Annotated in this window: 12 protein-coding genes; 1 reads left to right on the top strand and 11 read right to left on the bottom strand. The window is 42.5% G+C overall.

From position 1 onward, the window contains the following. Window positions 1-13: 13 nt before the first annotated feature. The 10 genes from NSQ50_RS15660 to NSQ50_RS15615 all read right to left on the bottom strand — a co-directional run bounded on the left by NSQ50_RS15660 (window position 14) and on the right by NSQ50_RS15615 (window position 14,193). Window positions 14-1,831 carry a glycosyltransferase gene (locus NSQ50_RS15660; RefSeq protein ID WP_080742504.1) on the bottom strand — a complete coding sequence of 606 codons (1,818 nt, stop codon included), beginning with the start codon at window positions 1,829-1,831 and terminating at the stop codon, window positions 14-16. A 646-nt stretch (window positions 1,832-2,477) separates the two neighbouring features. Further along, a complete protein-coding gene (gene treR / locus NSQ50_RS15655) occupies window positions 2,478-3,197 on the bottom strand; it encodes a trehalose operon repressor (protein ID WP_038571269.1) in 720 nt (239 codons plus the stop codon). A gap of 164 nt (window positions 3,198-3,361) precedes the next feature. Further along, complete coding sequence (treP, locus tag NSQ50_RS15650) at window positions 3,362-5,332, bottom strand: PTS system trehalose-specific EIIBC component (protein WP_036677132.1); 1,971 nt, start codon at window positions 5,330-5,332, stop codon at window positions 3,362-3,364. Window positions 5,333-5,382: 50 nt separating this feature from the next. Further along, window positions 5,383-7,086 (bottom strand): alpha,alpha-phosphotrehalase, encoded by a 1,704-nt coding sequence (gene treC / locus NSQ50_RS15645; protein ID WP_038571266.1) that lies wholly within the window; start codon window positions 7,084-7,086, stop codon window positions 5,383-5,385. Between the two features lie 376 nt (window positions 7,087-7,462). Then, entirely contained in the window at window positions 7,463-8,650 is a 1,188-nt protein-coding gene (gene deoB / locus NSQ50_RS15640) for a phosphopentomutase (RefSeq protein WP_076213762.1), read from the bottom strand. A 20-nt stretch (window positions 8,651-8,670) separates the two neighbouring features. Next, the gene (locus NSQ50_RS15635) at window positions 8,671-9,852 is read right to left on the bottom strand and encodes a NupC/NupG family nucleoside CNT transporter (RefSeq protein ID WP_036677141.1); all 1,182 of its coding nucleotides are present in this window, start codon (window positions 9,850-9,852) and stop codon (window positions 8,671-8,673) included. A gap of 115 nt (window positions 9,853-9,967) precedes the next feature. Beyond that, window positions 9,968-11,173, bottom strand: a complete 1,206-nt coding sequence (locus NSQ50_RS15630; RefSeq protein ID WP_256717049.1) for a purine/pyrimidine permease — start codon at window positions 11,171-11,173, stop codon at window positions 9,968-9,970. 47 nt (window positions 11,174-11,220) lie between these two features. Then, complete coding sequence (gene deoD, locus NSQ50_RS15625; protein WP_036677145.1) at window positions 11,221-11,928, bottom strand: purine-nucleoside phosphorylase; 708 nt, start codon at window positions 11,926-11,928, stop codon at window positions 11,221-11,223. A gap of 161 nt (window positions 11,929-12,089) precedes the next feature. After that, complete coding sequence (locus NSQ50_RS15620; protein WP_036677148.1) at window positions 12,090-13,523, bottom strand: helix-turn-helix domain-containing protein; 1,434 nt, start codon at window positions 13,521-13,523, stop codon at window positions 12,090-12,092. Between the two features lie 118 nt (window positions 13,524-13,641). Next, window positions 13,642-14,193 (bottom strand): biotin transporter BioY, encoded by a 552-nt coding sequence (locus NSQ50_RS15615; RefSeq protein WP_036677150.1) that lies wholly within the window; start codon window positions 14,191-14,193, stop codon window positions 13,642-13,644. Between the two features lie 247 nt (window positions 14,194-14,440). Here NSQ50_RS15615 and NSQ50_RS15610 point away from each other — a divergent pair, with 247 nt between their 5' ends. After that, window positions 14,441-15,418 carry a biotin--[acetyl-CoA-carboxylase] ligase gene (locus NSQ50_RS15610; protein ID WP_038571255.1) on the top strand — a complete coding sequence of 326 codons (978 nt, stop codon included), beginning with the start codon at window positions 14,441-14,443 and terminating at the stop codon, window positions 15,416-15,418. A gap of 130 nt (window positions 15,419-15,548) precedes the next feature. Here NSQ50_RS15610 and NSQ50_RS15605 read toward each other — a convergent pair whose 3' ends face one another. Continuing rightward, the gene (locus tag NSQ50_RS15605) at window positions 15,549-16,901 is read right to left on the bottom strand and encodes an MATE family efflux transporter (protein ID WP_076143682.1); all 1,353 of its coding nucleotides are present in this window, start codon (window positions 16,899-16,901) and stop codon (window positions 15,549-15,551) included. Window positions 16,902-17,118: the final 217 nt, after the last annotated feature.

Below are 17,118 nucleotides of genomic sequence, written 5' to 3'. Positions count from 1 at the left end.
ATCCCCCTCAAATTTATAAAGTTATGTATTGCTTCAAATAATCGCGATTAACCATGACGCTCGGATAATCCGGTACATAGCCCCCAGCTATCTCATTGTGATAATGCGCTTGTTCGTATTGTCCTAAGCGATCGTAACAGACGCATAATTGCAAATGCGGCAGCCACGTCCATGCCGGAAGGTCTACTCTAGCGTTAAGCTCAGTCGGCTTTGGTACTTCCGTGGCTAGCTTGTACCAAAAAGCAGCATTCTCGAACCGTTGTTCGATTAGCTCATAAGACCCTAATTGACAACAGGCTTCGGCTCGGGGAGGCGACAAGGCAAAAGCTTGAAGTACTTTAAGCTTGGCTTCTTGAAAGAGACCTAATTGTGACAATGCATCTCCGGCACGCCGACTCGCAAGTAGCTTGTCCTCCAACCAGCCATTCGGCATGACTATGAAGGCATCGTATTGCTCTATCGCTCGCTGCCATTGGCCGTGATCGTATAGCTCGTTGGCATAATAAAATAAATCCCGCGGAGTGAACCTCGTTTGCGCTTTCAACATCCCCTCATAGATGAGAAGATTACGCGAGGACTGCGTATGCTTTCGATCATGTGTTATGCCTAACTCGGCATAGAACACATTGCCTGCGACCTCAAGGTACTCATGAACGACTCCAATCCAACGGAATTCACAATTTCGTCTTAGAAGGCGATTACGTCTCAAGCTCGAAGTTACACTTCCGTCTTTGTCACGGTCGAGATAATAATGCATCGATACAGCATCGATATCCCATGGTAGATCGGATACGATGGACTGGAGAGCCTTTGCATCCTCTAACTGCAGATAATCGTCCGCATCCAACCACATCAGGTACTCTTGAGTAGCGAGACTGAAGGCATAATTTCTTGCTTTGGAGAAATCGTTCACCCATTCGAAATCATAAACCCGTGCTCCATAAGATGCCGCGAGCTCTTTGGTTCCATCACTCGAACCTGTATCCACAATAATGATCTCATCGACAAGCTCCCTCACGCTGGATAAACAACGCCCTAAGGTGTACTCTTCGTTTTTTACGATCATGCATAGGCTGACAGTGACTTTCCTTGTGCCACTATACAAGGAAGAAGTTAAATCGAATCCCCACTTGCTTATGGCCATAGCACGATTTAAGATTAATCGGTTATTGTACCAATCAGGATCATTGGGATCTACTGAAGGAGGTTCATTCCGGAAGACTACGCATCCTTCGGCTATGTAAATATCCAGGTTCATAGATAACGTGCGATAACACAGATCGTCATCCTCGTAAGATTCGACCTCAAATCGCTCATCAAAGGACCCGATCTGCTCAAAGTAGCGACGGGGTATCATCATTAGTAAACTGACAAGTCTAGGAACCCGGGTCCAAGACATTGATTTCCCGATGGAAAGCATCGATGACGACTGATAGAGTTGCTCCATGTTCTGATATACAATCGGAATCCGTTGAGCGCCGCTAACATCATTCATCCTCGGACCCACGATTGCAGCATTGGAATGATGGTCCAGACAGCCCGACAACTGTTCTAACCATCCCTCGTTAACCATAATCTGATCGCGGATGAATACAAGATGATCTCCCGAAGATGACACCGCGCCCAGATTGAATGCTGCTGCAACCCCTTTGCTCCGGCTATGAATGACATGAACGCCGTATTCATACGCAAGGTAATTCGACACTTCGGCAGATTCGTTATCCGAGACGACAATCAGCTCATAGGACATAGACGTATATTTCTTAATCCGATCCAGACATTGTACGGTCAGGTTAAAGTGCTGAGCCAACAATATAATGCTAATATTCAATCGCTTTTCCTCCTATATTCGACATTTTCCCTAAATCTACCATTCTATTAGCGTTGCATTCAAGACAACCAAAGTTGCTATTAGCCAGTTTCACAAATAATGATAAGCTTAAAAAGACAGCCGGGTATGCAACTCTGCTCTATTAATGCAATAAATAATTTTTACAGAATGCAGGAAATTTCCACCTACTAATTCTGGCATGCAACGTATACCGTATTTGTTACGACTGGCAACGAAGGTATCGCTGTTTCCATATTCCAACAATATATATGTATAAAGAACATTTAAATAGTGTGGGTTGTCATCACTTTTGTCATATGACAATATGGTATTTAATGGGTTTTACATGAAAAGATAGGGTCGTTAATCATTTATCTGTTCCTATTGAGATTCAACATTCGATCGTCTTACATAAAAAAACTGCCTCTGAGGGCAGCTTTTTTTCTTAATATATCGTTTTTACGAATGGAGCGAATGAACCTTTAAAGCGCTCTTGTATCGAAAATTTGCACAGTATTGGCTATATAACTCCAACACACCTGATAGTGATTGAAAGGGATAGAGATTTCACAATTAGATTGTATTTTTTCTCAGGAAACTCTCATAAAAAAAAGGGTATCCCAAACTGGGACACCCTCTGATTAGCTTATCGTCTCACCCTCCGAGCAAAATCCACAAACTGAAATTTATCCAGCCGGTGTCTAGACTCGGTATATTGGTAAAGCACCGTGTTCTCCAAATAAACATAGTTTCGTACTACTACAATATGCGTAAAATTCTTCAAATCGAGCAGTCTATGATCCTCCTCTGTGGAAGGTTCAACAGATATCAGCTTCTTCGCATAACTGATCTTAAGGCCCAATTCCAGCTCCAGATATTCATAGATTGAGCCCTCGGCGATTTCCGCACTCAGGAAGGAAACGATATCCGCACGAAAATAATCCTTATCCAAAATGATCCGTTCACCTTCAATCTCTCTGGCACGAACAACCTTCCAAACCAGAGTTTCAGGTGGAATCTGCAGATGTCTGGCGAGAGCGGAGCCTGCCGGCTCTTGTATCGTCCGCTCTACCAGTGTCCGCGAGGCAGTACCCAGTGTATCGGCCATCTCTTTAAATGAAATCAAACCGGTAACGGGGAAATCCATTCGGGTCATGTCAAGCACAAAGGAGCCTCTTCCCTTAATTTTGTGAATATATCCTTCTCGGAAAAGTAGATTCAGCGCTTTGCGCACGGTCTCTCGTGAAGTGGCGTAAGCTTCGGCGAGTTCACTTTCGGAAGGCAGCTTGGTTCCCGGCAGCAGTTGTCCAGAATGGATTTGGTTGCTGTATTCATTATAAATTTGCAAATATTTATTTTCTCTCAATTTTGATCACCGCCCTTTATTGTATCACGTCATGCCTTTGGAAGCATCGATTCAATTGGAGGGGAATTCATAGCGTTGAACATATAAATTCTTATATTTATAGAAAAACAGCCCCCAAGGGGCTGTCTTTCTATAGTATAAAGTCTTTGCCAATATAGCCTTTATCAACCCTTGAGATGAATAGTCAAGATGCTTGTTTGTTTGGCCGTAGCTGGTCCGGTCTTCTCTTCAATCTTCTCGACCATCTCCTGACCTGCAGGAATGATGATTGGAGTAATCACCGGGTAACCTGCTGCGCGGATAGCTTCCATATCAAATTCTAGTAGAAGCTCGCCTGCCTGCACCTTATCACCAATATTCTTCAGGCTGGTAAAACCGCTACCTTTAAGCGCCACCGTGTTAATTCCAACGTGGATTAATACCTGAACACCGCTGGCATGCTCCAGTATAAGCGCATGTTTGCTCTTAATCACATGAGCTACTGTAGCATCAAAGGGAGCATATACTTTCCCCTCAGAAGGTTCGATTGCAATTCCCTCACCCATTTGCTTTTCAGCAAAGGCAGGATCGGGTACCTGTTCTAGCGATACTGCAGTTCCACTAAGCGGGGAGACAAGCTCCAGAATATTAACTGATTCCTGTGACCCTTGAACTGAATGACGGCTGCTCAATTCCTCTGGTTCGCTCGTAGTACTAGAAGCCTCTGTAGCTGTGTTCTTTTCGGAACGACCCACTACAGAACGTCCGTACAATACTGTGGCGGCAAATGGCACAACGAGAACAATAACCATACCTATGAAGAATACGCCCCACTGGTTCGGGAAAATCGAAAGGAAACCGGGAATTCCCCCTACGCCAATGGATGAAGCGCGAACCTGGTTAACGGTAAGGAGCATACCGGCAATTGCTGAGCCGATCATCCCGAAGATGAAAGGGTAGCGATAGCGGATATTCACCCCAAAGATTGCCGGTTCAGTCACGCCGAGGAATGCAGAGACGGAAGACGTAGCCGCCAAACCTTTTGCCTTTTGTTCTCTAACAACGAACATCATCGCCAGTGCCGCAGCGCCTTGTGCAATATTGGAGAGCGCCAGCATCGGCCAGAGGAAGGTGCCCCCCTCACTGCCGATGAGCTGTACATCGACTGCCAGGAAAGTATGATGCATCCCAGTGATGACCAGAAGTGCATAGAATCCACCATAGATCAAACCACCAAGGAGCGCAAAATGATCAAATACATAGATCAAACCCGAGGTGATAGCATTGGCAATGGCGAACGTAACCGGTCCGATAATGGTGAAGGCCAGAAAACCTGTAACCAGCAGGGTCACTGGAGCAACGACCAGTAGTTTAATGGAATCAAGCACCCGACGGTTGAGGAACTTCTCCAGTCTAGCCAGAATATAGGCCGAAACCAGTACAGGCAATACTTGCCCCTGATAACCGATCTTCTCCAAATGCCAGCCGAACAAATTCCAGGTCGGAACGGTTCCCTCAGTTGAAGCACTTGCATAACTGTAGGCACTTAATAGATCCGGGTGTACGAGAATGAGACCTAGCACGATCCCGAGCAGAGGACTGCCCCCGAAACGTGTAACAGCTGCCCAACCGATAAGTGCTGGTAAAAAGGTGAAGGCTGTGCTGGCAATCGTGTTAATAATCGCAGCAATGTCTTTCCATGCAGGATAGACATCTACCAATGACTTACTATCAAAAAAGATACCAGGTCCGGTCAAAATATTATTAATCCCAAGCAGCAAACCTGCGGTTACGATGGCCGGAAGAATCGGAATAAAAATATCAGCCAGTGTTTTGATCGCCCGCTGCAGTGGATTCTGTTTCCGTGCTGCCGCTGATTTCACGTCATCCTTGGAAGAGCGGGCACCACCAGTGATCTGAATCATTTCATCGTATACTTTATCTACAGTTCCTGGTCCGATAACGATCTGGAACTGCCCCTGCGTAGAGAATTGTCCTTTTACGAGTTCGTTACGGTCCAGGGCTTCCGAATCCACCTTGTTCTCGTCATACAGCGAGAATCTCAGCCGGGTTACACAATGCGTCGCAACTTCAATATTCTCCTTGCCCCCAACCGCCCGTACAATATCTTCAACATTTTTGCGGTCTATAGCCATATCTTCACTCCTTACAAAATTGATGTGTGCTCCTTCTTAAGTACACCTCGTTAGCGGACTAACCACATGTAGGAAGCATAAGGACTAAGCTGAAGCTTTTGTGTTAATTTAGGTGCATCTGCTGTATTCCCAATCAGAAGCTCGTCCTTACCACTTGGCGACAATTCAGACCAGTGATTATCTTCAAAGCGGAAAGAGATCTTTTTACTGCTGAAGTTCGAGACCACAACAAGTGTCTCTTCATCGCCTGTTCTGGCGTATGCGAATACTTCGGGATGACCTTCATCGAGTCTCTTGAAAATACCTTCTATAAATATTTCATATTCCTTGCGTAGTGCAATCAGTTTACGGTAATGGTGGAAGATGGAACCAGGATTTTCCAGCTCCTTCTGCACATTGATGTTTGGATACCGCTCGTCTACCTTCAACCATGGAGTACCAGTGGTAAATCCGGCATTCCGGCTGTCATCCCACTGCATCGGCGTACGTGAATTGTCCCGCGAACGTTCTTGGAGAATGCTGAGAGCAACCTCCGGGCTTTTCCCCTGTTCACACAGAATGCGGTACATATTTAGTGACTCAATGTCGCGGAACTCATCGATGCTTTTCCATACCGGATTCGGCATACCGATTTCTTCCCCTTGATATACATAAGGTGTTCCCTGAAGGCCATGCAGAGTTGTCGCGAGCAGCTTGGCGCTTTCCACACGGTAAACCCTATCATCAGTGAATCTGGAAAGGGCACGTGGTTGATCATGATTGTTAAAAAATAGTGCGTTCCAGCCTCCGCCTTTCTGCATTCCAGTCTGCCACTGCGAGAACAACTGTTTCATTGCCTCGAAATCATAAGGCATCAGTTCCCACTTCTGTCCATTCGGATAGTCGACTTTTAAATGATGAAAATTGAAGGTCATGGAAAATTCCCGCTCTTCGGGACTTGAGTACCGGATACAATGCTCCAGTGTAGTTGAGGACATCTCTCCTACAGTCACCATCTCAAACGGACCAAACACCTCTTTATACATTGCTTTGATGTATTCATGGACCTGTGGACCGTCAGTATAGAATTTACGTCCATCCCCCGGTGGAACACTCCCGTCATCGTTAGGGAAGCGCTGATCTTTGGAGATTAAATTAATTACATCCATGCGGAAGCCGTCGACACCCTTTTTAGCCCAGAATAACATCATATCATTCACTGCTCTACGTACCTTCTCATTCTCCCAATTCAGATCCGCCTGGGTTTTATCGAAGAGAGTAAGATAATATTGTCCCGAAGTTTCGTCGAACTGCCAGGCAGGACCCCCGAACTTCGACTGCCAGTTGTTGGGTAAGCCCCCGTCCGGAGCCGGATCCTTCCAGATATAGTAATCACGGTAAGGGTTGTTCCTGCTTGAAATGGACTGTTTGAACCACTCATGTTCAGTCGAAGTATGGTTAACCACGATATCGATCATTAGCTTCATTTCGCGTCTATGCAATTCCTGTACTAGCTCGTCAAAATCCTCCATCGTACCGAAATCCGGGTTGATATTTTCATAATCTGCTACATCGTAACCGTTATCATGTTGCGGCGAAACATAAACCGGCTGTAACCAGACAATATCGATTCCAAGCTTCTGCAAATAATCTAATTTCTCAATAAGTCCTTTAATATCTCCTGTTCCGTTGCCTGTAGTGTCCTTAAAGCTCTTCGGGTACACCTGATACACCGTGGAGCGGCGCCACCATTCCGAATACTGGGACTGACTCAAGTTGAACACCTCCAAAAAGAATTCTTTATTTCAACCATTAAACCTGTATATACAAGTTCAAACACTTCACACAGTTTAAACCTGTATATACAGGTTGTCAACACTATTACTATCGAAGGAGTGGCATGAGTAGAAACTAGATTATTTATAACGTTGTATTAGAATGCGATTCATCGAATAAAGGATTAACGACAGGTGGCTATAAAATTAACCCCTTTAATAATTGATTATTACCCTAATATTTGATCCGTAATAACAAAAAAAGCCGCTTACTCGGCAGCTTTTTAGATACGAAGATATGTAGATAAAAAACAAACAGGATACCTTTTACTAATACAAGTTAGGTACCCTGTTTCTTTTCAAAGTCAAATTAAGTTTATTTAAGCTCCTGTAGGAGACTCTGACCAAATTGGGGCATGGTCACAACAAAGTTATCAGCAACTGTTGCTCCAATATCCGAAAAAGTCTTCGATATAGGCAGCTCCCCTTGTCGATTGAAACTCTTACTGTAGAGGAGTAAAGGAACATATTCACGGGTGTGATCCGTGCCCGCATGAATGGGATCATTCCCATGGTCTGCCGTAATTATAAGAAGATCATCTTCACATAGCTCCGCTAGAACTTCATGTAATCGATCGTCAAATTCTTCTAGCGCTTTCCCATACCCGATCGGATCTCTACGATGGCCATAAAGTGCATCAAAATCAACAAGATTCAAGAAACTAAGTCCTGTAAAATCAGTATGAAGGGTCTCCATGAGTTTATCCATGCCATCCATGTTAGACACTGTACGCAAAGACTTGGTGACACCCTCCCCATCGTATATATCTGCGATCTTGCCAATCGCTAGTACATCGAACCCGGCATCCTTGAGCTCATTCATCACGGTTCTTCCATAAGGCTTCAAGGCATAATCATGACGGTTCGATGTTCTTTTGAAATTTCCGGGCTGCCCGAGGAATGGTCTAGCAATCACTCTGCCTAGCATGTACTCCTCACGTAAAGTAATCTCTCTGGCAATCCCGCAGATTTGATACAGTTCTTCTAAAGGAATAACCTCTTCATGAGCCGCAATCTGAATCACGGAATCTGCTGAAGTATAGACAATGAGTGCACCTGTGTTCATATGCTCTTGTCCAAGCTCATCGAGAATAGCTGTGCCACTAGCGGGTTTATTCCCAATCACCTTTCGTCCTGTTCTTTCTTCTAATTCATTAATTAATTCATAAGGAAATCCTTCAGGAAACACTTTGAAAGGAACGTCAATTCGTAGGCCCATGATTTCCCAGTGACCTGTCATCGTATCCTTTCCATTAGAAGCTTCCTGCATTTTGGTCCAATAAGCTAAAGGGCGCTCTACTTTGGGAACTCCGGGTATTGGGTCAATATGACTTAACCCTAGCTTGGATAACGCAGGAACATGTAGCCCATTCATTTTTTCTGCAATATGCCGTAATGTATGTGATCCTGCATCCCCAAACTTTTCAGCATCTGGAGCTTCACCAATGCCTACAGAATCCATAACGATGACGAAAATCCGCTTAAACCGGGGTGTTTGTTTCATGTTAATACTCCTTGCTTCAACTAGAATATGATACCGATAATCAAAGCTGATAAAACGCTTACAAGTGTGGCGCCAAATAACAGCTTTAATCCAAATCGTGCGACGATATTCCCTTGCTTTTCATTCAATCCCTTCACTGCACCCACAATGGTACCAATCGACCCAAAGTTAGCAAATGAGATTAGAAAAACGGAGACAATGGCTGTAGTACGGCCACTTAAACCTTCTTGAATCTTAACAAAGTCAAGCATAGCAACGAATTCATTCGCAACAAGCTTTGTCGCCATAATACTACCGGCCTCAACAGCTTCATGCCATGGCACACCGATAAGAAAGGCGATGGGTGCAAAGACGTAGCCTAACACTCCTTGGAACGAGATTCCGAATATGCCACTGAAGACCCCGTTAATCAAAGCAATGATTCCCACAAAACCAACTAACATTACCCCAACTACTATGGCTACTTTAAAGCCATCCATAATATATTCGCCCAGCATTTCAAAAAACGTTTGTTTTTCTTCTACCTGAACTTCAACAATATCTTCTTCAGGTGTAACTTCATACGGATTAATGATGGATGAAATGATAAATCCGCCAAATAGGTTTAATATCAATGCAGCTACTACATACCGAGGTTCTAGCATCGTCATATAGGAACCAACGATTGACATGGATACCGTAGACATTGCAGACGCACATAATGTATACAAGCGATGTTTCGGCAATAGTCCAAGCTGGTTTTTCACCGAAATAAACACTTCATTTTGTCCGACAATTGCGGCTGCAACTGCATTATAAGATTCCAATTTACCCATGCCATTTATTTTACTCAGCACCAGTCCAATATACTTTATAATGAATGGCAGTATTTTGTAATGTTGCAAAATCCCTATCAATGCTGACATAAAAACAATGGGCATCAAAACATAAAGGAAAAATGTATGCGCCCCTTCATTTGCAATCCCGCCAAACACAAAGTCAGTACCTTCATTGGCGTATCCAAGTAATTTTGCAAAACTATCAGCAAACCCTTTAATCAAAAATTCTCCAATGCTCGTTTTTAGGATAATTAATCCCAAACCTATCTGAATAGCAATCATTACAATGATTGGACGATATTTAATCTTTTTCTTATTGTTACTTCCTAGCCATGCCAGTAATAGAACAATAACCAGACCAGCAATAGAAATTAGATAATGCATTTTTAGCCCTCCAAATTATCGGTTAATTTTCTTGGAATCCTCATATCGGAATGCATCTTTCCACATTAACCCTTGTTCCAAAATAATCGCTAACAGGCTTCCGCATATTAATCCATTATTTAAAATGGCTATCACGGATCGGAGATAAATGGGCCGTAGCTGATGCAGGAATAAACATTAAACCTACACCCACTAAAAGGGAAAGCCCACTGACAATAAATGTTCGCTCTTCATGAATAACCTTTTTCAATTCCTTTAGCGCTAGTCCGACCATCTTCACAAAAATGACGAAGGTAACAGAATAGCCTATGGGAGCTGGAATCGCAGATATGAAATTCATCATAGGCGGAAACAAGGATATTGAGATCACTAAGCTGCAGCCTATTAAAAATGATCTGCGCTCCCTCATCCCTGTTTGCTCAACATATCCCGCCGCTCCCGAAATAGGGACTGAGCCGATCGCTCCTAAACCACCACTAATAAGATGCGTAATTCCAGAAGTAAACCCGGCGCGCAAATAACGACGATGATCCCCTTGCTTGGGTTTCATAACGGTCTCCATCAAACGGATGGATGCCACTGCATTGGTTATTAATAATAGGGTTAGTAAAAATGCAGTAGTAATTGTCCCGGCATCGAATCGGGGTTTTCCAAATGGGAATATTTCCGGCAGCTTAAATAGAGTATCCGCACGAGAAACCGCCGGCATACTACCGCAGATTATAAATAATAGGCAGCCTATCACTATACTGAAAATTATTGAAAACTGGCTGAGTAATACAAAGCGGCTGTTGCCTAACCAAAAGGTAATGCAGACCACAATCACACTAAGGATGAACACTTTAACATCTAACATGGTGTGGGATATGGTAATCCCCATCATCCCTTTCATAAAAGATCCGCTTAATTGAAAGATCAATAAAAGTAAATAAATAAAGGTGATGGTTGGAGTAAATAGACGAGCGATTTTATCCATTAGCTTAAATGCTGAAATTAGGATAAACAACACTCCGCTAATGATCATCGCTCCACTTAAAGCCTGTAAAGCGCCGTTGTTAGAGGAATAAAGTCCCCCCACTAAACTCGCGTAAATGGTAAAAATGCTCCACCATAACCCTGCCGGACCTTCATGAATAGGGAATTTATGACCCATCAGGCCTTGTAAAAATCCAGCTATTGCTAAAGTAATCATGGTGCTCTGAATGAGTCCGGAAGTCTCTATGGGTGTTAAGTTATATAAATCTGCGATAGCAATGGGTGCAGCAATTGCACCAGCGATCATAAAAATCATCCACTGCAATCCTGACAGTATTACCTTCATTTCTTTCTCACTCTCTTTTCTAACAACACTACACTCTTATCAATAAATCAGCCTTCAATGACTGTGTTAAGAGCTACTTCGACCATTTCATAAAAGGATTGTTCACTTTCTTTATGAGTTAGGTGTTCCTGTCTTAACAATTGACTGCCGACGGTCAAAATCGATAAAGCTTTTACACCATATTTAGCGGCTAAAGTGTATAGGGCGGTACTTTCCATTTCTACAGCTAATACACCGAAATCCATAAACTTGTGAAGCCGATCTAAATTTTCACGATAAAATTCATCAGAATTATAGATGTTACCAACAAACACATTGGCATTTTTAGCTTGTGCTTGTTGATATGCTTTCATTAGCAATGAGAAATCTGCCGTTGGTGCAAAATTACAGCCATGAAAGATCTTTTCCGTCATATTACTGTCTGAAGATACTGCTTGGGCTAATATAATATCGCGGATATTGATTTCTTCCTGCATCGCGCCACATGTACCAATGCGAATCAATTTCTTAACTTCATAATCGACGATCAATTCTGTCGCGTAGATACTCATCGATGGATTTCCCATCCCTGTCCCCTGAACCGACACAGGCACACCCTTGTATAATCCAGTGTATCCATACATCCCTCTTACTTCGTTATAACAATAAGCCTCCTCTAAAAAGTGTTCTGCCACAAACTTTGCACGCAAGGGATCTCCTGGGAGCAAAACGAGCTCTGCTATTTCTCCCTTATTTGCACCTAAATGCCTACTCATAGTTCTTCCTCCAACTTTTAATAGTAAACTGAGGTTTACCGAAATCGCTTTCCACTTGCCTTCAAGTAAAATCAGTTTCGAAACTAGATTGAGCATAAGGTTTTTTAACATTACAAACTAGACCAAAAACTTACGGAGCTTACGGAAAATAATTGGTCAAATTATAAAAGCAGTTCTTTACGAATGTTGTCTAAGTCTCTTTTAGAGGGGATCGTAGAAATAATAACAACAGGCACTGTCTTTAATGCAACCGGGATATTACTAATGACAAGATCGATATTATTTTGCTGCATGATCTCGTCGGTCAGGCCTTTCATTATGGAAGTATTAAGGATCAACTGATCCCCAATTTCTTTTTTTATCAAATCTGCTATGTAATGACGAATTGAAAATTCTTCCCCGATCACTAAAAAAGCCCTCTTACTTTTGTAACGTAAACTCGAGCGGACAATTAAGGTTAGCTTTGTTAAATGAAAGTGATTAAACAAAACAGAAGGGTAAGTTTTATTCCACGTTTGCATACAGGTTTGCAATTCTTGATAAATCTGCTGGCACTCCTTTTGAACATATGTTGTTAAATGACTTGTTGAAATCATCATCCATTCAGGAATGGCATTTTCGATTAATAGCTTGTCAAAGAACCCGTAAATCTCCAAAATAAACCGTTCTTGCATATGCAAGTTCGGGTATACCTTTGCTAATAACATTAGAAGCAGATTCCCCATTTGATATTCTTCTTTATCCTTATGTAATTCTACTTCTTTCATCGGAGTGATCTCTGACCCTTCATAATAATGATATTGGCTGAGACTAACCATGGATTGCATAAAGAATATTTCACTGTTTGGAAATTTAAGGGACAGCTTGTCCTCAAGACGTTTTGCAATAGTTTTCACTGGAAAATAAAACATTCCCTTTTCCCAAGGGTAAGCATTTTCGTCGATTTTCACACACTTTCCTTTAGCCACTCTTTCTATAACAATGGCCAACAAAAACGATAATCTCCTTTTGGAATTGATAAAATATACAATGTTATTCTCATTTTCTATATTTGTGATTAACTGATTAATATAAGCAAAATCAACATTCGCAAAGGGCCAGCCTGTAAACTCATACGCATCACAATATAACTTCCAATAAAAATATCGAATATTCATTTCATTCCCTTTGATCATGGGGGTAGAAAAACTAATGCGTAGCTTATAAGCTTTTAGATCATCATTATTTAATTGCACAATCAATTTCTTCAAAGACGAGGTACTCATAAACATGGCTTCGGAGAGCTCCTCCACAGACAGTCGCCCTACATTCGTAAACAAAAAATCCATCAGCCGATAAAAGATGGTTTGTCTGAACATAGAAGAAATCACTTCACTAATCGTACTTCGCCCATCACGTTGAAGAACTATTCCCTTTCCTCTAGAAACCTCAATGGTTACAGTAGATGGTAATTGCTTGCTGATTTCCTCCACCATCTTCCGGATGGTCTTATCAGAGATCCCTAAACTTTTTTCAATTTCCGCTAAGGTAAACCATCTATGTTCCGTATCAAGCAGCGTTAATAGTTGACTAGCTAAATTAAATCCCTTATCCATTTTTCTACACCCACTTAATTTCGTTTTAATTTTTATAGTATAAACAAATTCGCAACCATAACCCTATTATTTTTCAATAAAAAAACCCGGGCTTTATTTACCCGAGTTTCACATCACATTATATTTGTGTTTTTTCTTCAATAGGGCTAATTGCTTTCAGCTGCATCGTTATGACGGCTGCAATAACGGCTTTGATGATGTCTCCCGGAAGAAAGGCCAACGCTCCGACAAGACCAGCCCAGATCGAAGTATTGGTTATCAATGCCATGACAGGGGCACCAATCAGACTCACTAGTAATACACCGAAGATTATGTTGATAGCTACCAGCTTCCAAGTTCGAACCTTCGGCCAGATTTTTTCGGAATACCAGCCAATAAGGCCGGCCGCAATTGGAAAGCTAAATATGTATCCTGCAGAAGGTCCAACTAGCACCGAGATTCCGCCGCGACCGCCGGTCAGTACAGGCAGCCCAATGGCTACTAGTATGATGAAAATAATTAGACTGAGAGCGCCCATCCGTTTCCCCAGAAAACATCCAGCCAACATGACGCCAAGTGTCTGGGCAGTGATCGGAACGGGGATGAAGCCTAGTGGGATGGGCGGTATCATCCCCAACACCGCGATAAGTGCTGCGAATAATGCAGCATAAATAAGTTCTTTTGTCTTCAAAAAAATGACCTCCATTGGATATCAATGATTGTATTCTGGTTAGTAAATACGTCCAGTAAGCTGAATTATAATGGAGATATTCTTTATTGTAAACCATAAATTATTATATGGTTTACAATAGAATAAAATACCATGCTTGAGTTTTTCCTATTGTTATATAGAATTAGAGTATTCAGTCGCAATCGTTGGATGTTAATCTATTCAATGGGTTTTGGTCGGAGAGTTATACTTTTGGAGGTTTAAGTTCATGACAGTAAAAGAACATATTCTTGCCTTACTCGACAGTAATAAGGGTGAATATTTTTCCGGCGAGGAAATAGCCGTTCAGTTATCCGTGACGCGCAGCGCGGTCTGGAAAGCCATAAAATCTTTACAGACAGACGGTTATTCCATACAAGCTGTAACCAATAAAGGATATTCCATGTCACCACAAACGGATATCTTATCAGCCAGTGCAATTTCAAAGTACCTGGATACTCGGGGGCAAAAGTTACGAGTTGAAGTCTTTAAGACCATATCTTCCACGAATGAAGCCGTAAAAAACCTTGCCTCAAATGGAGAAGCTGAAGGTAAGGTGATTCTTTCGGAAGAACAAACAGCTGGTCGCGGGCGAATGGGCCGGAAGTTCTTTTCTCCACCTGGAACGGGTATCTATATGAGCATCCTGCTGCGTCCAAAGCTGTCCGCAACAGACTCAGCTTTATTGACCACTTGCGCCGCAGTAGCTGTAGCCCTTTCTATCGAGAGCGTATCCAGTAAAGAAACGCAGATTAAATGGGTAAATGACGTTTTCATGGAAGGGAAAAAAGTGTGCGGGATTCTTACCGAAGCATCCGTGTCACTGGAAAACGGCTGGCTTGATTATGCTGTTCTCGGCATCGGTATCAATGTAGTCCTCCCTTCCGAAGGCTTTCCCACTGATCTTACCGAGATTGCAACAACTGTAATTTCCGAAAACAATCCTTATGGTGATCTCCGCAACCGTCTCGTTGCAGAAGTACTAAACAATTTCATGAGATATTATGAGCATTTAACGGACAGATTGTTTCTTTCCGAATACAAAAAAAGGTTAATTTCACTTGGAGAACCTGTGACCGTGATAAAGGATAATGAACAACGTAAAGCAACAGCCATTGATATCGATGACGATTGCCATCTGAAAGTCAGATATGAGAATGGTGACGAGGAGTATCTTTCAAGTGGAGAAGTCAGCATTAAAATTTAACTGGAGCTTCGCCTCCAAAGCAGCTATGTGCTGCCTCATGGCAGGCTGCGTCATCATACGAGCCAAAAAAACCTTGCTGATCCAAGGTTTTTTTAGATGAACTTAAAGTATCAACTTAAAGCTTAGGATTTTACTGTACTAAAGTATCTAAATCAGGCTGCAATTTGTTCCGCAGAACATACAGCATGATGGCACCCACAAGGAACGCAACAGCATCCGAAATGACGAGCGACCAGACTACTCCGTGAAAACCGTTCATTCGATTAGCGATATACAATACTGGAATCAGAGTAATACCTTGAATAATTGACATAATAAAGGCGGCGGTTCCTTGTGCTGTCGCTTGGAATATCCCTGTAAACAACGCGGTCGTTCCTGAAATGAACAGGGATAAGAACGTTACATGAAGAATGTAGCTGCCCAGTTCAATTAATTGAGGGTCATTCGTAAATAAACCGATTAAGTGGTCTGAAATCAGATATACAATAATGCCGAACACGGCTGCTAATGCCACAGTCACTTTGATTGTAAAAGTAATGGTGTGCTTCATGCGTAATTTGTTAGCTGTAAAAGAGAAGGCAATCAGCGGCACGACTCCCTCACATAAGCCCATCAGGATAACCTCTGGAAATTGTAATAAACGTGATGAAATCCCGAAGGCCGCAATGGCCTGCTCCCCATATTCGACCAGAAAACGGTTAAAGATGAGTGACATTGCACCCATGAAGAGACTCATAACAAAGACTGGAACTCCAATTTTAAATACATTGCTGAGAATGTCTTTGGAAGCTTTGAACCATTTTACGGAGATGGTTAAGAATTGGCTCTTATATCCCATGTGGAAGGCATAGAATGCACTAGCAACCAAGTTAGAAATGACTGTAGCAGATGCAACCCCGATCACGTCCCAATGGAAGACGAAAATGACTAGCGCATCGAGAATAATATTCACAACAACACTGAGAAGCATACCGATCATCGAAGTGATTGCTGCCCCCTCCGAGCGCACGATATTCTCCAGCGTGAAGAATAGAACGACGAAAGGTGAACCAATAAGCATAATCGTGACATAGTCCTTCGTGAATCCGAAGGAGTCAGGCGTCGCTCCCAAGCCATGAACGATTGAATCGATCAATGGGATGCCGGCAGCCATCAAAATAAGACCGAGAACTAAACTGCTGTAAAAGGCGAATGAAGACACATGCTTTACATCATCATATTTTTCCTCTCCCAGCAAACGGGAGATAAATGCACTGCTACCGATGCCAATCAAGTTACCAAGCGCCATTATGGCGGCAAATAACGGTAAAGTTAGTGCGAGTGCGGTTAACATCGCAGTATTGCCCAGTGTACCAAGGAAATAGGCGTTCAAAATGGAGTATATGACACTCATCGACATGCCTAGCATCATCGGTACTGCGAAGTGAGCTACGGCTTTTGCGACAGGTGCTTTTTCAAAGTAATGGAGGTTTTCTGCATCCATAGGGTTCACCACTATCTTTCTTTATTTTGTTTTTTGAAATACTTAGAATTCTAACTATCTGTCCAATATGAACCGTGACGCAGCAACAAGCAAACCTGTACCCTAACGTCGAGTTTTCAGATTTGGCATACGAAATTTGATTATTCTTCAGTTTCACATTACGCTGCCTTTGCCGTTCATCTTTCTCTGGTGGAAAGGCAGCGCCTCAGCTACTGTT

It is taken from the genome of Paenibacillus sp. FSL R10-2788 (assembly GCF_038003885.1).
Taxonomy (GTDB): domain Bacteria; phylum Bacillota; class Bacilli; order Paenibacillales; family Paenibacillaceae; genus Paenibacillus_AQ; species Paenibacillus_AQ odorifer.
The sequence above is the reverse complement of the archived record's forward strand: the minus strand, read 5'-3'. Positions and strand labels throughout refer to the sequence as shown.